14 protein-coding genes and 1 pseudogene are annotated in these 21,993 nt (G+C 42.9%); 3 read left to right on the top strand and 12 right to left on the bottom strand.

Annotated features, from left to right (window positions below):
• Positions 1–8: 8 nt before the first annotated feature.
• Positions 9–2,408, bottom strand: coding sequence for a family 16 glycoside hydrolase (locus BSHG_RS15725; protein WP_008658103.1), 2,400 nt, complete (start codon positions 2,406–2,408; stop codon positions 9–11).
• A 28-nt stretch (positions 2,409–2,436) separates the two neighbouring features.
• Positions 2,437–4,524 carry a glycoside hydrolase family 127 protein gene (locus BSHG_RS15730; RefSeq protein WP_008658102.1) on the bottom strand — a complete coding sequence of 696 codons (2,088 nt, stop codon included), beginning with the start codon at positions 4,522–4,524 and terminating at the stop codon, positions 2,437–2,439.
• 211 nt (positions 4,525–4,735) lie between these two features.
• On the opposite strand from BSHG_RS15730, the gene BSHG_RS15735 reads away from it, so the two are divergent.
• Positions 4,736–5,713 (top strand): substrate-binding domain-containing protein, encoded by a 978-nt coding sequence (locus BSHG_RS15735; protein ID WP_008658101.1) that lies wholly within the window; start codon positions 4,736–4,738, stop codon positions 5,711–5,713.
• A gap of 160 nt (positions 5,714–5,873) precedes the next feature.
• Here the strand turns inward: BSHG_RS15735 and BSHG_RS15740 are convergent, their stop codons facing one another.
• The gene (locus BSHG_RS15740) at positions 5,874–7,256 is read right to left on the bottom strand and encodes a PepSY-like domain-containing protein (RefSeq protein WP_008658100.1); all 1,383 of its coding nucleotides are present in this window, start codon (positions 7,254–7,256) and stop codon (positions 5,874–5,876) included.
• A gap of 302 nt (positions 7,257–7,558) precedes the next feature.
• On the opposite strand from BSHG_RS15740, the gene BSHG_RS15745 reads away from it, so the two are divergent.
• A complete protein-coding gene (locus tag BSHG_RS15745; protein ID WP_005784111.1) occupies positions 7,559–8,122 on the top strand; it encodes a Crp/Fnr family transcriptional regulator in 564 nt (187 codons plus the stop codon).
• 96 nt (positions 8,123–8,218) lie between these two features.
• On the top strand, positions 8,219–9,373 hold the full coding sequence (locus BSHG_RS15750; RefSeq protein ID WP_005784109.1) for an acyltransferase family protein: 1,155 nt from the start codon (positions 8,219–8,221) through the stop codon (positions 9,371–9,373).
• Positions 9,374–9,607: 234 nt separating this feature from the next.
• On the opposite strand, the gene BSHG_RS15755 is transcribed toward BSHG_RS15750, so the two are convergent.
• From BSHG_RS15755 to BSHG_RS15795, 9 genes and pseudogenes are all read right to left on the bottom strand, one after another.
• Positions 9,608–10,639, bottom strand: coding sequence for a hypothetical protein (locus BSHG_RS15755; protein ID WP_008658099.1), 1,032 nt, complete (start codon positions 10,637–10,639; stop codon positions 9,608–9,610).
• Between the two features lie 730 nt (positions 10,640–11,369).
• Positions 11,370–11,633 (bottom strand): annotated as a pseudogene (locus tag BSHG_RS22955) (family 43 glycosylhydrolase); the annotation flags it as partial.
• A 334-nt stretch (positions 11,634–11,967) separates the two neighbouring features.
• A complete protein-coding gene (locus BSHG_RS15765; RefSeq protein WP_008658094.1) occupies positions 11,968–13,032 on the bottom strand; it encodes a 6-bladed beta-propeller in 1,065 nt (354 codons plus the stop codon).
• Positions 13,033–13,037: 5 nt separating this feature from the next.
• On the bottom strand, positions 13,038–13,331 hold the full coding sequence (locus tag BSHG_RS15770) for a hypothetical protein (RefSeq protein WP_005784099.1): 294 nt from the start codon (positions 13,329–13,331) through the stop codon (positions 13,038–13,040).
• 469 nt (positions 13,332–13,800) lie between these two features.
• Positions 13,801–14,769 carry a glycoside hydrolase family 43 protein gene (locus BSHG_RS15775; RefSeq protein WP_008658092.1) on the bottom strand — a complete coding sequence of 323 codons (969 nt, stop codon included), beginning with the start codon at positions 14,767–14,769 and terminating at the stop codon, positions 13,801–13,803.
• A 31-nt stretch (positions 14,770–14,800) separates the two neighbouring features.
• A complete protein-coding gene (locus BSHG_RS15780) occupies positions 14,801–17,794 on the bottom strand; it encodes a family 43 glycosylhydrolase (RefSeq protein ID WP_008658090.1) in 2,994 nt (997 codons plus the stop codon).
• 49 nt (positions 17,795–17,843) lie between these two features.
• Positions 17,844–19,064, bottom strand: coding sequence for a DUF418 domain-containing protein (locus BSHG_RS15785; RefSeq protein ID WP_005784091.1), 1,221 nt, complete (start codon positions 19,062–19,064; stop codon positions 17,844–17,846).
• A gap of 103 nt (positions 19,065–19,167) precedes the next feature.
• The gene (locus BSHG_RS15790) at positions 19,168–20,304 is read right to left on the bottom strand and encodes an aldose epimerase family protein (RefSeq protein WP_008769237.1); all 1,137 of its coding nucleotides are present in this window, start codon (positions 20,302–20,304) and stop codon (positions 19,168–19,170) included.
• A gap of 205 nt (positions 20,305–20,509) precedes the next feature.
• Positions 20,510–21,976 (bottom strand): glycoside hydrolase family 125 protein, encoded by a 1,467-nt coding sequence (locus BSHG_RS15795; RefSeq protein WP_005784087.1) that lies wholly within the window; start codon positions 21,974–21,976, stop codon positions 20,510–20,512.
• Positions 21,977–21,993 lie beyond the last annotated feature (17 nt).

The raw sequence follows: 21,993 nt of genomic DNA, 5'->3' as shown, positions 1-21,993 counted from the left end.
AAAACAACTCACTTTTTAAGTACAACAATCGTATACGAATAACCGGGGAATGAATAGGTAAAATCAGATCCGGGAGCCTGCTTCCAGGTAGCTTTCGGCAGAATCCGTGTAGGCGTATCCGGAAGGTTCTCATCATTCAACTCTCCACTCAGCGTATATATTTCCATATTCCCTTTCGGAATGAAACCGGACAGACTAACCTGAGTCTCCCGCACTTCAGAGGAAGTGTTGACTACATGAAGAATCACTTCATCGCGTGCCTCGTTCGTAGTGGCCGTCATATCCAGTTCTCCCACTGTCTCACTCCACAATCGCAGCGGATGGTGATGGGCCGAAGACATCTGCTGTGCATAGAAAGTCGGCATACCCCAAACCTGTCCCGAAGTGAAAAAAATTTGTCCCTGATCCCAGCCGTTGTCATTTTGCAAATAGGGTTGAAGAGCATTGGCCGCACAGGTGGTCAGAATAAAATCACCATGGCGACGAACCACATTCTGAACAGTAGCATGCACAATGGCGCGCTGAACGTTGTGCAGATTACCGTTTTCTTCGAAAATAGCACAACGCATACTTGTCTTCGGATTCCATTTCAGGAATTTAGCTTTCATATCCGTCAACTCCCGGTCTATATTTACGTGACTGCCAAGATCATCCGTCCAAGGATGGTAATCCCAATAGGCTGCTTTACCATCAAGCGCTTTAAATACTTTCTCCATATTAGGTGATTCGGGACGCCACCAGGCAGAATGAATAAACTGCACTTCCGGATCTTTGGCATGAACAGCCTCATAAATATCATTAAATCGATCGATATAATGCTGATAATCGGCTTCAATATCCCCCCAGATAACTTCTTCATTTCCAATTTCCAGATATTTTAACCCGTAAGGCTCAGGATGTCCGTTCTCTGCACGCTTCTTACCCCACTTCGTATCTACCGATCCGTTCAGGTATTCGATCATATCCGCCATATCCTGCGCCGACTCTTCTACATTCACTGCATAAGCAGGCATAAATCCGGCTTTCTCACAAAAATGAAGGAAATCCTCAATACCGAAACCGTTGGTAGAATACGTATACCAATGACCTTTATAAGGAGGTCTTTCCGCACGGTCGCCAATCATCCTCTTAAAACGGTATTCAGGTGCATTAACCATGGTGCCGCCATAGCGGAGGAAGCGTAAACCCTGATCCACCATTGCCTGCCCGATGTCATTACGCAACGGCAACCCGCAAAACTGACGGTCTGCGCCGTTCATAAGGGTGACCATGTCTACCTGAATGCGTCCTTTCTCTTCCAGATAAATAGCAAGGCGTGCATTTTCATCGGTTTTATCAGGAGTTAGTTCAAACGTATATTTCTTCCAATCACCGGCATTGGCCCGAATGCACTGCACAGCATATTCTTTTTCACCATCCACACTCTGCAAGGCTACCCGGACTTCTGCTTTTCCCTTTAAATAAAGGCTGCCGGTCTTTTTCTCTCCCTGACGTACAGATATTCCCCAACGATTCAGGCTCCGGTTAGCAATACCCACTTTACCGGTTCCTGCCAGATACTCTATCTCCTGCGCATACCGGCCATGAAAAGGTTTATCTGCAATTTGTTTGTAAACAGCAGCGGCAGTCAGGTCAGCAAAAGCATCCCACATCCCGCTGACTTGTGGAGTTACTTTGGTCAACAGCTTGACAGGAGTATTGCTTCCGATAGTCAAACTACGATAAGATACATCGGCTCCCCAGTTTCGGAAAGCGACTTTCCCATTACGCAAACCGGTATCCCGATCTTCGAAACGCAGCACCTCACAGTCATTCAGCAGAATCACCAGTTCATCTCCATCCAGTTTCACTTCCATACGGTTCCATTGCGTCGGATCTACATCTACCGGAGTCGTTTTCAACTCTTGCCAGTTATGCAAGTGTTTCCCTAACAGCAAGCGCTTTCCATCAGCAAACAGACTGACCTCATATCCATCAAAGTTATCGGCTCCGCCTCCATATTCACCGACACGCAGTAAAAGTCCGGCATTGTTGGAGGATGAAGTACCGTTCGTAAATTTAAGATCGACCCCGACCGTTCCGTCGGAAAGCTGCGTGTCATCATATACCAGTTTTGCTCCCGGATGTGCCTGTACGGAAAGTTGGCCATCTTGTAGTTTCCACACCCCTTCACAACGGGTAAACCCGATAAAATTATCCATGGAAACAGGTTCTTCAAAACTCTCGCCGAAAATTTTCTGGTCATAAAGACCACCGTAAATCTCATGATTTACGTCTTCCATACAAGCTCCGTACAAATAGGGAGTTATTTTATTTTCAACCTTACCGGCATCCACCCGGATAACGGCATCTTGTGCCGCCAATGATGAAGCAGACAATGCCAAGGCTAAAAGACAGTTTATTTTCATGTTGTAATTGTGTTTATGTTCGTTCATGTCATTTATTTGCGGGCATCCAAACGACATAGCCTTTATCCTGACGATTGCCCAGAGCATAATAAGGAATAGCCGAAACCGACACTTTCTTTCCTGTCTTATCCAGTGCCTGGCCTTTAATTACATTAACTCCATTCAGCAGTTCTTTTTCAAAAGTCATCGATAAAGGAGCGCGCGTATTGAGTCTCAGATCAGCCACCCCTTCATTGTCACATCCTTCCAGGCAATATACAAAAGGACCGGCAGCAATGGCCACCTTATTTTGCAGATCCGCTACAGCTTCATTGGCCGTCACCAACCGCGGCTGAACAGGTAATGTCAACTCTACTCTATCTCCCTTTTTCCACTTCCGCTGAATTTCGGCATATCCTTTAAATATTTTCATTGCGATAGATTTGCCGTTTACTTTCAGATTGACAGCAGACTTCACTTCCGAACGATACAAATCGTATGGATTCTCGACTCCCTGTGCCCATCCCGGGATCCGTACTTTTAATAAAAAAGTTTTTTCTTTCTCCGGTTCAACAGTCATGACAACAGAACCATCCCATGGATATCCGGTCTTTTGCGTCAACCGTATCCGACTCTGATCCGATAGGCTCAGTTCCGTTTCACTGCCGATAAAGAGGTTTACATAGATATCATCCCCCTTCTGTGAATAGATAAATCCGGGCATTGCGGACATCATTTTCAAGAACATGGGCGGACAGCAAGGACAATCATGCCATCCCCAACGGGCGTGCTTGGCGGAATTCAACGGATTCTGATAAGTATATTGTGTACCCGAAAGAGAAATGCCTGTCAGGACATTATTATATAAAGTACGTTCCAGCTCGTCCATATATTTAGCATCACCGGTCAGTTCATTCATTCTCTGGCTGAAAAAGCCGGCACCGACAGCAGCACAAGTTTCCAGATAAGCATCCGTAGGCAAGAAATAATCAGGCCCGAACTTTTCGTCAAAGTGAACAGCACCTACCCCACCGGTGATAAACATACGTTTACCAATCATATTATCCCATAAACGGCTGACGGCAGCTATATACTCCGGTGAACGATTTTCAAGTGCAGCAGACGTTGCTCCGGTAGCAAACAAGGTGGCACGAACAGCATGCCCCTCGATTGTCTTCTGCTCGAAAAGCGGAATAGAATCCTGTGCATAGTCTCCCCATGACGGACGGGTATGATTGCCAAACTCAGGAGCCTCGTATTTCCGGTCGCGTATCCATTGTTCGGCAGCAGGGTTACCCCATGTCCCCCACAACGGGAATCCGCAATGTTTTCCTCTACCTTCGATCCAGAATTCAGCCAACCTGAGATATTCCCGCTCAACTACCGGAACATTGATCTGTTTCTTCAGTCCCGGATTGTCTCTATATAGGGTATACAGTTTCACCAAAGCCTCTTCCGGACCCGAATGTGCAGGAACCACATTCTTTTTAGGAAAAGTCCCCATATATTCAGCCATCAAATTAGCACAGCGAGTTGCCACTTCCAGTAATTTTGTTTTTCCGGTCGCATTATAATAGTGTACGCCCGCTTCCACCAACATACCGGCGTTGTATACATCGTGTTGCCAACGGAGCATTCCTCCCCGCTCTCCCCACTGATGGTCGGCTTCCATCAGTTGAGTGTAAGTATCGATATACCCGTTAGGTTCAGACGCCTGTGCCACAGCAATCCGATCGATATATCCGTCCACCCGTTTTTCCAAAGCCACATCCGATTGCCTTGCCATCAGGTCTGCCACTCCACGGATAGTCTCGTAAACAAGCCCATCGAACCAGGGAGCTCCTGCATGCCGTCCGATATTGCGTTCACCTTTCGCCACACGATCGAAGTTTTCGAACGTATTACAGAATTCTCCCGGATGCTCCAAATGCTTTCCTTCAAACTTATCGAAAACATCGTTTACCGTTACTTTCTGCCAAAGATTCAATTTGGGTTTCCAGAATGTATCTTCTATTTTCACTTGGTTTACTTCCGGAAACCGAATACCGGAGCTCCCTTTATCAGACGGCCCTGCCGTCAAACTTCCGGTTGCAGTCATTGCAAGTAGTACCGGAAACATAAATCTGTACGTTCTCATTGTTTTATTTTTAGTTTGTTGTTTCTTCCGCTCCTTTTTTTGCCTGTGAATCTTTACAATCCGAGCAACAGTGCAAAGATAATGAAACCTATCGTAACTGATACGAACTGGTATGTATTTTTATTATGTTACAAAACATATACGATATCCGGACAGTAGCTGTACCCTTTTACGTTTTTTATCCTATCTTTGCAGCACCAAAAACAAAAGTATGAAAAGGAACGAATCAAAATACAAACAGGTAGTAAACCACGTAATAGACGGTATCAATAACGGTAGTTATAAGAAAGGTGACTGGATTCTCTCTATCAACGAATTCAGGAAAAACTATAATCTATCCAGAGATACGGTATTCGCCGGTTTAAGCGAACTGAAATCAAAAGGAATCATTGATTCGACTCCGGGTGTAGGTTATTATATAGCGACGACCCGCATCGCACAAAAGCTGAATATATTCCTTCTTTTCAACGAATTCAATGAATTCAAAGAAGATCTTTACAATTCATTTATTTCATCCATCAGGAAAACCGCCAATGTAGATCTATATTTTCATAATTACAACCGAAAGGTTTTTGAAACTCTGATCAACGAAGCCAATTATAAATACACAACCTATATTCTGATGCCCGGTAAATTCACTAATATAGCCCCACTATTGGAAAGCCTATCGGGTCGTGTCTTTTTACTCGACCATTTCCATCCCGAACTGGCCGGAAAATACTCTTCTGTCGCACAGAATTTTGAAAAAGACACCTACGAAGCCTTGGTATACGGACTTCCCCACCTAAAGAAATATGATCATATCATAATGGTTCAGAAAGAAGAAAAAGAACCGATCGAGCGCTATAACGGGCTTTGCGCATTCTGTGAAGAATACCATTTCACGCATGAATATACCGACTCCGTCCGGAACAGGGAAATCAGGCAAGGGGAAACCTTCATGGTCGTTAATGACCGGGATCTCGTCGACCTGCTTAAACAGGCCCAACTACAGAATTTCGCACCGGGAAAAGACTTCGGAATCATTTCTTACAACGACACCCCGCTTAAAGAAATATTGGCCGGAGGAATCACCACTTTGTCTACCGACTTCAAACAAATGGGACAAACAATGGCTTCACTCATTACACAAAAAGAAATAAAGACCATCGAGAATCCCTGGAAGTTGGATATCCGGAACTCACTTTAATGTCCGGATTTCATGTACCAACCCTTTTTTTAATATTTGAAAGATCACACAGAGGCATACCAATACCCTGCATTAAACATCAATTATTCATATACTTCTGTGTGATCTGTGCCAATTTCTAACGTATTTCCAACTGAAATACATTGTTGAGACCGTATCGCTACTTCGCCGCAGCGATCATTTCCACAAAGTTACCATCCCGATCGAACCTGACCTGTGATCCGTCTCCCAATTTATAAATCCACCCCTCTATGCTATAAGAAGAGAAATACATATTGAGGTCATCCGGAAATTGATGTCGCATATATCTGTATGTTTTCTCGGAAATGCTCAATTCTATTTTTTCTTTTCCAAGAAAACCTCCCTGGGAATCAAACATCAGTCCGTCACCATTCGTCAACTCCACCAAAAATGAAGCTGCAACCGAACGATCGACTCTCGTAATTTCGGAGTTCGAATGTGCCGAAATATATTCGGTAATCTTTTCAGGAAGCGATGCTACCAGCTTTTCAGGAAATGCAAATCCGTTCCCATCTATATTCAACCATTCGCTGGCATCTTCGTTGACAAGCATATTAAATCCGTTCGGCAAACAGACCTTGAAATTCAAAACATCCGTATGAAGCGGATGACTGATGGAAATGGAACGCAGTTTGCCAAAGTACTCTTCAGCCAAAGCTTGTGCCTGCATCACAGGTACTACTATCGGTTTGTTTTCCGGATCGATAGTCACATACACCGTCTTGCTGACCTGAATGGTATAACAGGTACCCTCCAAACGAATGTAAGTAACTTGTGCAGCCGGATAATCCCGATACAATTGTTCGGTTACTTTTGCAGGTAAAGCCTCCAGAATCGAAACCGGCAGCAACTCTGTACCTCCATTCACTTCTGTCCACTGACCACGATCATTCAACACACATTTAAATCCATTCTCCAACCAGAATGAATAGCCGGCAGTAACATTCTCATTCGGAATGTGCTCCACCACCGCCTGGAAAACTCCATCCGGAAAATACGTTGCAACAAAATCACGTACAGGTTGCGGCACTCCGGATTCATCTTTTATATCCATTTCATAGCCAATACACGTTCCGTCATAATAGAACGCTATTTTCTTACCGCTACTTAACAACACACAATCCCCATAACAGGCATTCTCTATACCGATAAACGGATCATCGGGAAAAAGTTGCTGTACATATTCAATAATCTTTCCCCAAAGAGAGTCTAAGGACCCGGGTAACTTTTGATCCGGAATCATCAATCTTTTCCATCCTCCATTTTCACTAAATTCCACTTTAACTTCATTGGGAAAAACAACACGATAAAGCAACCGGGCATTTTCCTGATCGGTATTCGTTCTTTCTATTTTCTCCGGAGTTTGTCCCGGAAAGTAATTAGATAAAAAAGATTGTGCAGTGCCCGGCAGTTGATTCATTTCGATTGTACCGGAAGATTCATTCTCCTCCGAACAACTGCCCAGAAACGGAAGTAATCCGAATAAGAAACATAAGTAAAGGACAGGATAAAAAGATTTCATAGTTGCGTGGTTTTTATGTTTCAGACAAAGTTAACGGAAAGGTCTGAATATAAGCACATAGAGGCGTTAAACTTCTTTAAGGGGCAAGTCAAAACGAGCACAACGCTTACTCCAGCTCCCCTAAAGCCCCAACATAAAACACAAAGGACAGCTGTCAGGACCGACAACCTTTGTTTATATCTATATGCCTATTTATTAAATTTACCTCTCTTCCACATCAAAGGGGCGGATTTAAGATCGATAATTTTTAGGAATTGATAAAATTATGTAAGTTTGTAAACAGAATAATGAATTCCTCTCCAATGAAAAACATCATAAACAAAATCAGGCAGTTATACCCGGTTTCGGATGAAGCGCTCCAGGCATTACAGGCAAACATGCAGGTAAAGTATTATCCCAAAGATACTTATATAGTGCAATCGGGAATAACGGATCGCCTGGTTTATTTCATCGAAGAAGGTGTCACCCGTTCTGTATTTCATCACAACGGGCAAGATACCACCACCTGGTTCAGCCAAGAAGGTGACGTTACTTTCGGCATGGATTCGTTATATTATAAACAGCCGTCCATAGAGAGTATTGAAACCCTTTCGGATTGTAAAATCTACGTTCTCCATATAGACGAACTGAATGCCCTTTACGAAAAGTATATCGATATAGCCAACTGGGGAAGGATCTTGCATCAGGACGTCAACAAAGAACTCAGTCACATGTTTGTGGAAAGACTCCAGCTTTCTCCCAAGGAACGATACGAACAGTTCAACAGACGCTACCCCGGACTGATCAATCGGGTAAAGCTGAAGTATGTCGCTGCATTTCTGGGTATTTCCATTTATACACTCAGCCGGGTACGCGCTAAAAAATAGCTCCCGGCCGGTCTTTTTTGCTTTTAAGCAAAAGAACTTCATTTTGCAAGCCGTATCTTTGCCATCTGAAAATATTAACTAACTAATAAAACACAGATGTCGAATATCTCTTCAACAGTTTTTGCAGATACCAAGCCGCATTATCATCTACTGGACGGGCTCCGGGGAGTAGCCGCTCTTATGGTTATATGGTATCATGTATTCGAAGGCTATGCTTTTGCCGGTGGTACCACTATCGATACCTTCAACCACGGATATTTAGCAGTAGATTTCTTCTTTATCCTTTCAGGTTTCGTTATCGGTTATGCTTATGATGATCGTTGGGGTAAGAATTTCACCATGAAAGATTTCATTAAACGCCGTTTGATACGTCTTCATCCGATGGTAATCATGGGTGCCGTAGTGGGTGCTATCACATTCTATATCCAGGGTTCTGTACAATGGGACGGAACACATATCGGCATATCGATGGTGATGTTGTCTCTTCTTTGTACCATCTTTTTCATCCCTGCAATGCCGGGTGTAGGTTACGAGGTTCGCGGCAATGGCGAAATGTTCCCATTGAACGGCCCCTGCTGGTCATTATTCTTCGAGTACATAGGCAATATCCTTTACGCTTTGTTCATTCGTCGTCTGTCAAATAAAGCGTTGACCATAGTTGTAGTATTACTGGGAGTAGCATTGGCTTCATTTGCCATCTTCAATGTCTCGGGTTATGGAAACATAGGAGTCGGCTGGACACTGGACGGTGTAAACTTTATAGGCGGATTATTAAGAATGCTTTTCCCCTTCTCCATGGGTATGCTTTTATCGCGTAACTTCAAGCCCATGAAGTTGAGAGGTGCATTCTGGATATGTACCCTTGTAATGATCGCCTTGTTCGCAGTGCCTTATTTGGAAGGAACGGAATCAATCTGCACAAACGGCATTTATGAAGCATTCTGTATTATCATAGCTTTCCCCATCCTGCTTTGGATAGGAGCATCGGGAACCACCACGGATAAGAAGTCAACCCAAATATGTAAATTCCTGGGAGATATATCTTATCCGATCTATGTGATACATTATCCATTCATGTATTTGTTCTATGCATGGTTGATCAAAAATCAACTTTTCACATTAGGAGAGACCTGGCAAGTTGCCTTATGCGTTTACGCATGGAACATATTGTTTGCTTATCTATGCTTGAAGCTATATGATGAACCGGTACGCAAATATCTGGCTAAACGCTTCCTGAATAAGAAACAATAATATGTACTTGCTCTATATAAGTAGCGCCACAAACATAAACACATAGCTGAGATAGAAGAGTTGCAGTGAATTCACTTTAAGGTAGGCCTTAAGTGAATTCACTGCAACTCTCATTATGGAAGAATCCAATCTCGGAAAAGGCATTTGATGATTGCATAAATTGTTCAACCGGAACTTCCGAGAGTCCGAACAATACATTAGTCAGAATATTCTTCAGCAAGATTCAGCTAATACCTAAAGTTCAAACTTCAGCACATCACTCCCTCCTTCTTCCGTTATATTCAGTCCCAATACATATCTACCGGATGGAGCAACAGCAATTCTTTCCAATTTTACATCTGTCTGATAGATGGCAACCGGAGCACCTTGCCAGGTAAAGACCATAATCTTTGATTTACCCGAAGTACCCGGGAAACCGTTATAAAGGGCATAAAGATAATTGGGAGTACCACAAAGAGAAATGAAATATTTAGGTGCATTCGGAAAATCAAGAAACTCAGGGTCATACTCCGGGGATTTCAACTCTTTCCCTATCACTATTTCTTTCATCAGATTTCCTTTTAAATCATAAAAACAGAGAGAGTTCAGATTCAGCAATCCCATACAAGCTGCCTTTGCATCTTGATTTACCATTAAACAACTTTCGTATAGATAAGATAAATGTCCTTCCGGATATCCGGACCTAATATCACGATGATAATCCACAGTCTTAACACGGGCAGTATGCTTATCATAAATGAAAAACAAACCATGCTGCATATCTACATCAATGCCATATACACAAGAGTCTGTTTCATTATAATCCCTGACTACAGGCATCTCCGGCAATTGTTGTGCCTCAACGACAGAAACAGCGACAGGAGCGGGAGATGCTGCCGAATGAATCGCAACAATCTTTTTATTCCAACTATTCAACTCAATGAACGATAGCTTTCCTTTGCCCTCTCTGCCTATCGATTTCTCAAAAAAAGGAAAAAGAAAATCATCCGGGCCCTCTCCTTTCATCCCCAATCCGACAAGAGCAGGAGGAATTGTAGCAGTGAAGATCTTTAATAATGTATCATTACGTGTGTCCAAAAAAGCACAAAAAGAATCAGTTACACACAAATCATAGAAAATATTCAATCCTTCTTCTTCCGGCAAGTAGATTTCGTATTGAAGAGTATCCGTACACGTATCAGGAATATACACGGTTAACTTTTCCTGTTCCGATCCGCAAGAGATCATTACTATCGTTGCCAGACATATCAATAAGAGTTTAACCATAATCAAATCTTTTTCATAATAATCAGTTTTAGTTCATTAGTCTGACAAAGATAATAACTACAAACATATCCTTAAAAGAAAATAACAATAAATCCGGTATAACAAAGGATGCATTAGAAAGAAATAACTTCTGAAAAGATCACTTATATTTTTGACAGTTTGCTAAACAGCCCTTCTCAGGTTTGATTATTTCAGCACATTAGTCGGGTTCGTACTAAAAATCGTCTCTATTTCATTTTTCCGTTTATCATATTGCAGGAATCCTGATGTTTTCACAACACAATGAACACCCAAAGGAGAAAGTAAGAGCATTCGTGTTTGTTTTTCGCAAAAATAAAGCGCTTTTAGAAAGTCTGAGAGTAGTCTTCTGTGCTTGTCAACCAGAAAAAGAAGGAGCAAAATAATCTCTCTATTATGGAACAATATATGTAATCGTGCAAAACATTAGGAGATTTTCAAAAAAGAAGTAAGCATTTTCAGAAATTGCTTACTTCTTTTAGAGTAGATACTTACTTCTTTTGTACCAGATGCCTACTCCTTTTCTAGGAAATGTCGGCTTCAGAGTCCAAAAAGCCCGGCTTTTCGTTGCATTCACCCCGACTATCACCCTCCTATCCTTCCGGTTGAACAGAAAGGAAGGAAGAGGAAGTTATCAAAAAAAGCATTTTAAATACTTTTTGAAAGCTGATACAGATAAATAGAATCATACTATCAAATCGCTTTCTCTGCTTTACTTTACCAGCTCTGCAGTAACATAATCTTTGCTATATGTACATGATAAACGATACGAAACTTTCCCTCTTTATCTTTAAACATAGTGTTATACCCTACACCCTGCAAAAGCGCCGGGATTCTGCAAGATAAGATTTTCATCGTATTTGGTCCATTTGCCGATTATATCGGTTGCCGTAGCACAGCCTACCCCATAGAACGGACTTTCAAAGCTATTGCCGGAATAAGCCATATAGTACAGCTCCTTATGTTTAAACACATATGGAGTCAAAGAATAATCAAAATCAAATGAGAGTGAATCAACCCGATACAGTCGAGGATTATCAAACTCTTTACATTTCACATGTAGATCTCTAACTGGAATATTAGCTATCAACATAGCCATTTTAATTTTACTTTGCTTTTTAGAGCAATCTAACTCAGAAATCAAGAAGTTAAGACAGTCTCTACAAGAATAAACAGAAAATCTAACAATTAATAAACTATCTTCAAGAATCTCCCTTATTTTCATAGACGAGTTCTTAGAGTCAATGATTTTTTATCCAAATCAAACGATATACTTCTATTTTTGATTGAAGTTATCATCCATTTTAAGGTCATATATCTAATATTTTTTTATTAAACACACAAAGTGAAGGATTTTTCTCAAGATTACCCTTATCTTCAAAAGCTATAACAATATCATCTCCTAGAATCTTGAAGAAAGAGCATTCTTTTAGTTGCATTTCATCTGTCAAAATTGCAAATATTTCTGATTTCTTTGTTTTCTCACTATATCTACATAAGTAAACACGATCATACCACATAAATGTAAAATATATATAATATCCATCTATCTGATAGAATCTTGCGACAGAAGCGCAGCTTTGATTTTCCGGCTTATTTAAATACATTATTCGAGCATATATATCTTTAGCTCCCTCCTCTTCAGGTATCGCATAAGTACCAAAATCTATTTTATACTCAGGGACAAGAAAATTATCTGTTACGGTAAAAAGGGTATCCTTCAAGGGCTCCCAATACAACACTCTCCGACCTTCTTCTCCTACAAAAAAAGCATCAGGAAAATGGATACCATCATTCATGAAACGTCCTTTCACGATTTGCTGAGATGAAAAGTTTTTATTCCAGAAGCTTAGCACTGGCATTTTACGATAATCACCCCCAAATCTATTTGTACTTAAGTAACGTTCCGTTCCAATCGGAATTATCATTGAAGGAGAAGGAGCACCTTCATCCAAAAGAACCTTTTGAACTCCCATAAACTTACCATTTATATCAAAACGTAGTATTTGCTGTTTATCTTGATCAAAAATACATACCTCCCCGTCCTCCATAAACATACATCCAAAACTTAAATACTCACCAGGCCCCTGCCCTTTACATGATATATTAAAAAGAAAATCACCCTTATCATTAAAAACATAAGCATTATCTCTTGACCATATAAAGTAACGGTCATCTTGCTTGAATAAAGCGCAAATATCATACAATAAAGAACTATCCACAGTTTCTAAATTTATTATTCTTGATGCAGATATTTTCACTGTATCGATATGTGATAAGTCTACTTCTATCCTTTGGGTAACATTTTTCTGTTCTCTTTGGCAAGAGAACAGAAAAAACAATAATCCCAAGGACAATATTACTATTTTCCTCATACACTTTAATATTTTTCACAAGTACAACGAATACCACAACAAGCATAATAACCAGTTTGACATGAAACATCGCATGCTGCACTAGCTCCCCCTCCTTTTATATCTATTCCACCACTTATAGAACAAGAGGTAGCCCCTCTACCACCATTATAGCAATAATTCGAGCCATCAGCTTCATAAACTGTAAAAGTCTCAATACCATTGTTATGCAAAGGGATAGGCGAATTCTTCTGCTGTGTCATTGCAACAAATACATTAGTAAATCCCAATACAGCAGCAATAAATACAAATTTTTTCATTTTGTTCTTTTTTAATTAGTTTGTATTTTTCCAAACCAATATATAAATAGTAGCAAAGTAGTATTTTTTTTAAATTTTCTGAATACAAAGATCAGTAAAATAAAAAGGGGAAAGGGATAATTACTGGTCAATAAACAGTAAAATACAGCCAAAATCAGAAAATTAGACCAATATTACCTGTAATGTAACAGCAGCAAAAATTATTTACCAAATTTTACTATTCCACAAAACATATCCATGTTATTTTTCTCTCAATCCTGACAGTATATTAAACAAAAATAGAAATACAAAAACAATATATATTCAATAGCTATTACAAACTAAAGACACCCCATATATATCTGGGTGTAGCCCCAACAACAAAAGAGTGTAGCCTCACCATATAGATAGCTACACCCTTTTTATCGGACAACAGACTCTCCGGATTCATCCATCCGTTTTACGCCTATATCGATTTCTACCCCCCGGTTTATTCGACCAATTCCGCAGCAATATATTCCTTGTTGATCCGCATGCGGTCTATACCATCCACTTTTTCAAAATAGACCTTACCGATGTACATGCCCCGTGGATGAATATGCTCTTTATCTTTATGCGCATGATAAACAATGCGAAGTCTGCCCTTTTTATCCCTGAACATGGCACTATGCCCCACTCCCTGCAAATTCCCCGGTTTCTGCAAAATCGGATTTTCCTGATATTTGGTCCATTCCCCCATGATATCCGTAGCGGTGGCACATCCGATCCCATAGAATGGGCTCTCAAAGCTGTTACCGGAATAAGTCATGTAATACAATCCGTTATGTTTAAGCACATAAGATCCTTCATTCACACGCGGCCACACTTCTTCCCATGCCTGCGAAACATGAATGCAAGGACGCATCGTCTCCGTTTTAATCGTCATATAATCGTCCTCCAGTTCCGCTACCCATACGTTATTGCCATCATTGAAGCGAACGAAGAAAAGATAAGGTTTTCCATCTTCATCGATAAACAGGGAGCTATCGATCATCTTCTCGCCAGCAACCATCGGTTTCTTCTCGTTCTGCCTGAACGGACCTAACGGAGAATCGGCTATGGCCACACAGATGTGTTCGTCTGCCGTATAATACATATAAAACTTCCCGTCGATCTCGTAAATCTCCGGTGCCCAGAAGCGGCTATCCGCCCAAACATCATCTTTATGAAGTGCCAGCCCGTGCAGTTTCCACTTCCTGAGATCTTTTGATGTATACACTTCAATACCGTCGGCCGCATGCGTTCCGTAAGCATAATAAGTTCCATCGTGCAATAGAATAAAAGGATCGCCCAACGGAACCGACTTTGTCACGGTTTTTGTTTTTGACCTGTTTTTTGCTCCGGCAACTCCTGTATAAGAACAAAACACAATCAGCAGCCCCAGCAGCCATACTCCGGTACTAATCTTTTTCTTTCCCATAATATAATCTTTTTTCAATATAATACAATCATTATTTCATCCGGTCTTTAGTAAACTGAAACCAATCCAGTTTCAATAGGTTTTCGGTACCGGTCTTACCTTTGAACAGCAGATACAATTTCTCCTGCCGCCCTCTCGCAATCCGTTCAAGAGACGTTGACTTGATTTCCCAGGATTGGTCGCCACCCGTATTGCCCACTTCGAGCACTCCGATAGGTTTTCCCTTCAAGGAACCCAGATAAACCTCTATCTTCCCGCCTTCGGTACCTGAAGCAACTTTAGCTGTAAACGTGCCTGCCCCTTTGCCTAAATCTACATTCCGGTAGAGCAAATAATCGTTATTATCGATCTGCCCCATGATAAATCCGTTCTCGGCCGCATTCTTTTCAAGAGCTATCCCATATAGGTTATGGAAGCTTTCCGCCTCAAAAATACGGTTCAGGTCATCCGACCGATCTTCTCCAAAAACTTTCAATTCAAAAATACTTAATGCATTTTCGGCATTCTTCTTGTCCAGCCCGTCTGCTCTCAGGGGGATGTCAACCCCTTCCAGAATGGTCAGACGGATAAACCTTGCTTTCACCGGAGAATTGCCCGGCTTCGTATCCGTCACCGGAGATTGTCCGACACCGTCCGTACTCCGGTCTGCAAACACTTTCCACAAATGACTGCCGGAGGCTGCATCCAGACTGTCGGCTTCTTTCTGTGACAAATATTCGAGTTTATACTTGTAAGTACGGCTTGTAAACTCAAAAATTGTCTCTATCTCATCCACTTTACACTCGCTGCCCAAATCTACAATCAGCCAAGGCTTATGTGCACCGACTCCGGGATCCCAATGGGTCCCGTAATTCTCGTCTACGGCAAAGTTACCGGCATAACAGAATGAAATGCCGTGTGTACGATAGCGGGGAGCAAATTCCGAATCATCATACACCCTCGCCGAAGAGGTCAAGGTCTGCTTTCCTAAAGCAAGATTCGTACGATGATCGCCCGGAACATCGGGAGCAACCGTTACCCCCTTGTGGGTTGGAGTAATGGGACGGATACTTCCATCCTCATTAAAGAAAACTTCGTCGATACAAGTCTGCCGTTTACTGTCTACAAAAGGATAATGTTGCCGATGATAAGCAATAAACGTACGCCCTCCGTAACAGAACATCGAATGATGTCCGGGACCCAAAATCCGATTGGCATCATCACGTTGCAATATAGGAACAGTCATAGACCGGTTGATCTCCCGGTAAGGCCCCGTGATCTTATCGGCTACGGCATATCGGACATTATAATTCTCGCTACCGTTAAACGACCACATCAGGTAGTATAAATTATTTCTCTTAAAAATAAACGAAGCTTCAAAAGCATTTTTTATCTCTTCTATCTGCGTATAGTGGTAAGTGCCGATAAATGGATTGGAATCGCTTTTGGCGAATACCGGATCACTGTTGTCAATATAGATCTTTCCGGCCTCATCGAACTTCAACTTCATAATCTTAAAGTGCCAGGAGTCAGTTACAATATACATCGTCCGGTCATCATCCATAAAAAACTGTCCGTCATATCCCTTGAAAAGCATCTTACCGGGAGCTGCCCCATTGGCATCTTCCCACGGCCCCAAGAGGTCGTCCGCCATACCGACAAAGGTATTCGAAGCAATGCTATACATCAGATAATACTTCTTTGTATCCGGATTGTATTCGATACTGGGAGCCCATACACACAAGGTCCCGGCATAGTCCGTCCATGATTTTGGGAAGGCGATCACTTTATTCTTCCATTCCTTACAGTCCTTGGAGTACCACATCTGGGCCGGATACACATTTTCACCACCCGCTCCGTCATTGGTTCCGAAAGCATAAAAAGTCTTGGTCCGGTCATCATAATAGAAAGATGCGTCTGCCAGATAAGCAGGCACAGTCGGATTTCCCGTCTGCATCGAAAAGACATTCACATCTTCCGGTTCAGTCCCTATATCCTTGACGGTCAAAACAAAGTCTTTAGTCAAAGCCACGTCTCCCTTCCGGACCGTTGCTGTCAGGGTTGCCTTCTTGTTTCCGGTTCCCGCATCGGGGCGGTAAAGCTTTCCACTGTCACTGATGTACTGCCCCTGAGCCGAGCTCCACGAGATGGTAGTACCGCTCTTACCGGACGAAGGCAACACAAGGTCGGTGGTTACCGCCGACAAATCGCCCAACGAAAGTCCGTCCCTGTCTTCCTGCACCAACCGCCCGTCCGCTACCGATGCAAGTTCGTATACCTGCCGGTCTGTCAAGGCATAGTCATACAACCTGAAATCATCAATCCCGCCATTCAGATATGGATCGGGCCAGGTCGGCCGGCCAATGTAATTATCGGTCGTATTACCTAACAATGAAGGATTCACGGTGAAGTCCGTCTTTATTTCAGCTTTCACTCCGTCTACATAAAGAGTACCGACACTCCCTTTCAGAGTGAAAGCAAGATGATGCCAGGCGTTAGCCGACAGTTTACCTTTCTGACGGGTATATGCAATGCGTTCTTCCTTGTCGGTATGATTTCCACTCTCCTGTGTCTTCGTCATAACCAGAGAAACGCCGTTCTCTTCATTCCCTCTTTGGGTTGTCAAAATCAGGTAACGGTCTGTTCCGCAAGCAAACGTGCACACCGTTTGGTTGTCAGACTGTTCATTCAGATAGACCCAGACAGACAAAGTGAAATCTTTCACATGTGCCAGGACTCCGTCCGGTAACTTGAAGTGTCCTTTGTTACTGAGTCTTGCCGCTCCCTGCTGCAGACCCGGCACCCACTCCACCGTACCTCCGTTGATCCGGGCATCATATTTTGAACCTCCGCTTCCACTGTTACGGGCTGTCTCTCCTCCCTGTTCATCGAAGTTGAATTGAAGGAAAGGAACTTGCTGCACCTGTCTTTCCACCTGTTGTATCTGCTGCCCATACACAGGAACAGATAACAGGGTAAACGCCCCCAACAGGATCAATCCCGGAGAACAGGAAAAAGGGGATTTCCTTAAAGAATTTATAAACATAAGCCAATATCTGTTTTAAATATCACCAATATACCTATATGACACATTATTATCCAAGCGAAGCTTTACGCCTTGACAACGGCACCACCTGAAACCAGGTAAGCGAACGCCACAGCCACTCCATGGGACCATAGTAGAATCTCTTAATCCACCAATTGCTATAAGCAATCTGGATGACACAGAAAGCCGCTCCCAGCAAAAAGCTCTGCAAATAGTTGAACTCGACAGCAAAGTTCCCGCCAAAACCATAGAATAGGGAAACTCCGACTATCGACTGCGCCATATAGTTCGTCACACTCATTCGTCCCACCGGAGCAATACGGTCGAGCACTTTCTGCCCCTTATACCGATAATACAGCAAAGTGAAACCGCAGAAATAAACCATCATCTGTCCCAGATTGCCATACGTCTTGAAAAGAGTCTGTCCTACCCGCAACGCAAACCCGTCCACTCCCCATACCGGAAGCAGGAAGGCAACAGCATAAAATACTGCCCAGAAAGCCAGACAATAAGGTAAAAACAGACGACTGTACTTCACCATCTTTTCCTCACTTTTGTGAATACCCTGACGCCCGATCAGCATTCCGGCAATAAACAGTCCCAATAACTGGAGGTAACGGAAATTATTGAATACCCACAGGCATTTGGCCGACTGTCCGTCGAACGTATTGAAACTCAGTACATCCATCAGTGATCCATTGATAAAGACATCGGCCGCCCTTTCAAAAAGCCGGTCCATATAGGCTGCCGCAGCAGTCGGTTCGTTAGCCACATTGTCGCTGAGCAGAGATACAAAACTAATGACTGCCGGTATCTGCAGAAACAGCAAAATGCATAGCACCAGCAACCATCTGGTGGAAACTTTATAAAGAGGAATCAAGAAGACTCCTAATACGGCATAGACCATAAAAAACTCTCCCATATAGACCAATCCGTTGATATAGCCAAACAGGAACAATAAGGCAAGCCTCCAGAGGAAGCGTCCCCGGAAATCGACTCCTTTAGCTGCCTGAGACTCCATCTGCATGAAAAAGCTCAAACCGAACAAAAGGGAAAACATAGCGTATGATTTCCCGGAAAACAAAAAATAGAGTGAATCGTATACTGCCGTATCTATTGCCTGCCAGAAAGGAGACTCCACAACCGGAGCTAAAGTCAGGTCGAAACGCTCCATGCAATGCAAGAGCATGATGCCAATCAGTGCGAACCCCCGCAAGGCATCGATCGAATTAATACGCTTTTTAGGTGTGATCGTTTGTGTATGTGTCATGATATGAATTAAAAACAGGATATAAAAAGAGGCATAAGGATATAGAAGCAGATCTGCCGGACCCTATATTCCTTATGCCAATACAACTAAAAAAACGCTTGTGTTATTTTCCGTTATCTACCGAAAATTTGAAGATACAATGACTATTGTAGGTTTCACCCGGACGCAATACAGCCGAAGGCCATTCAGGTTTGTTCGGAGTATCGGGATACTTTTGAGTCTCCAGACAGACAGAAGCACGTTGATTGTAAGTAATACCTTTCTTTCCGGTCAGCGAACCGTCAAGGAAGTTTCCTGCATATACCTGAATACCGGGTTCGTCAGTGTATACATCGAGTACGATACCGGTTTTGGGTGATTCAAGAGTAGCGGCCTTACGGGTAATATCGCCTTTGGCATTCAACACCCAGTTATGGTCGTAACCATTACCGTTCTTCAACTGCACGAAATCGAAATCATTAATGCGTTTTCCAACCGGAGTCGGTGTGCGGAAGTCCATCGGAGTACCTTCCACTGTTACAATCTCGCCACTGGTCATAAAGGTACTGTCCACGGGAGTATAAGCATCGGCGTCGATAGTCAGCAGATGATCGGCATTGCTGCCTGCATCTCCGTCCAGATTGAAATAAGAGTGGTTGGTCATATTGACAATGGTCGGTTTATCCGTTTCTGCCTCATACTTGATATCGATGGCATTATCATCTGTCAGCTTCATAATAACCTTACAGGTGATATTACCGGGGAAACCTTCCTCGCCGTCTTTTGAAAGATAAGTCAACTCAAGTTCCTGCGGTCCCACCTGCTTGGCATCGTATACCTGATATTGGAATCCTTTCGGACCACCGTGCAGGCAATGTCCGTAGTTATTGCGCGGCAACTGGTATTCAACTCCATCTAAAGTAAATTTTCCCTGATTGATGCGATTGGCATAACGACCGATGCTGGCACCGAAGTCCGAAGGCTTGCTGATGTAATCCTGAATAGAGTCGAAGCCCAACACTACATCACGCATCACCCCTTCTTTATCGGGAACCATTACCGAAACAATACGTCCTCCAAAATTAGTGACGCAAACCTCCATGTTGTTCTGATTACGGAGTACATACAAATCGGTTTTCTTTCCGCCCACCTCAGTCTGGAAATTGCTCTTTACCAAACCGGAATCCGTAGTAGCCTTTTCTGTCTCTGCACAACCGGCTACAAAGAGGGCACCCAGTGCCCACATAGCTAATTTTCTCATTATTAAACTGTTTTGAGTTTTATTCACCACAGAGCGACACGGAATCCCACTGAGTTTTTTTAGACAGATGAACAAAAGGACAAACTATTCTTTATTTGTTCATCTGTTCTTTTGTCTGAAAACAAATAGAGCGCAGCCAATCAATCTCTGTGGGACTCTGTGCTACTCTGTGGTGAATCTCATTCATTTCTGTTTCGTTATATTCTTACTGTATACTATTCAGCATATCCACTTTACCTTCATTCACCAGTTTCAGGATCAACTCACCGAACAAAGTATTCTGCCATGCAAACCAGGCACGGGTAAATTTCTCAGGATTGTCTTTATGGAAAGACTCGTGCATGAAGCCTGTACCTGCATCCGTATTCATCAGCATCTCGATGCACGACTTGATCTCCGCATCATCCTTGCTGGTGAAAGCTTTCATCATGATACTCATGGGCCATACCATATCGTATCCGATGTGTGGTCCGCCAATGCCCTCGCCTGCCTTACCTTTGAAGAAGTAAGGATTGTCGAGGCTCCATACAAAACGGCGGGTATTCTGATAAATCGGATCATCAATCGACACATCACCCAGATAAGGCATTGCCAGCAGGCTCGGAACGTTGGCGTCGTCCATCAGCATGTGGTTACCAAAACCGTCCACCTCGAAAGCATAAATCTTTCCGTATTTGGGATGATTGTAAACGGCATATTTCTTCAGGGCTGTTTCCACCTCGTTTGCCAAAGCCTTGCATTCATTGGCCAGAGCCGTCTTTTTATTCACGGTTGTCAGTATCTCGGCTGCCTTGCGGAGTGAAGATACGGCAAAGAAGTTGGACGGAACCAGATACTGCAATGTCGTGGCATCGTCCGAAGGACGGAAAGTGGAAACAATCAGTCCGACAGGTTTCACCGGATTACCCAGTCCGTCGTTGGTCACTGTATCGAGAGCACGCTCTGTCTTACGTTGGAACTTATACGGACCCACACCGTCTTTGCGCTGTTGTTCCTTAAAAGTACGCAATATGTTGGTGATTGCCTGTATCCATTCTTCATCGAAGATACTGGCATCCCCTGTTGTCTTCCAGTACTGATAAGCCAGGCGCAACGGATAGCAAAGCGAGTCGATCTCCCATTTGCGTTCATGCAACTCAGGTTTCATATCCGTCAGGTCGCTCATCCATTCACCCCCTTTAGGACCATCATTGAACGCATTGGCATACGGATCGATATTGATACATTTAAACTGGCGGTTGATAACTCCGGCAAGCATTGTTTTCAGTTCCGGATCGGAATTGGCCAGTTGTACATAAGGCCATACCTGAGCCCCCGAGTCACGGAGCCACATGGCATGAATATCTCCTGTATATACAAAAGTATCGGGTTTGCCGTCTTTGCCTTTACGGAAGTGTACGGTGGTATCCAGTGTATTGGGGAAACAATTGGTAAACATCCAGGCCAGCTTTGAGTTACGCAACAGTTTCTGTACACGTATGATTTCGTTTTCTACAGCCTGCGAACGGAACAGACGCTTAGCGGGTTCCGGACGGTTGTCTTTCTGAATAGCATCTGCCACACAAGTATAATGCGACAACATACCTTCGGCCTTCAGTGCTGAAGGCGCACAGAGCAGTGCCGCAGTAACGACACATGCTCCGATCATTTTCTTTGAGTTTTTTCCTGGCATAATCTTGATTGGTTTTT

Source organism: Bacteroides sp. 3_2_5 (genome assembly GCF_000159855.2).
GTDB classification, from domain to species: domain Bacteria; phylum Bacteroidota; class Bacteroidia; order Bacteroidales; family Bacteroidaceae; genus Bacteroides; species Bacteroides fragilis.
This window is presented reverse-complemented; position numbering and strand designations above follow the sequence as displayed.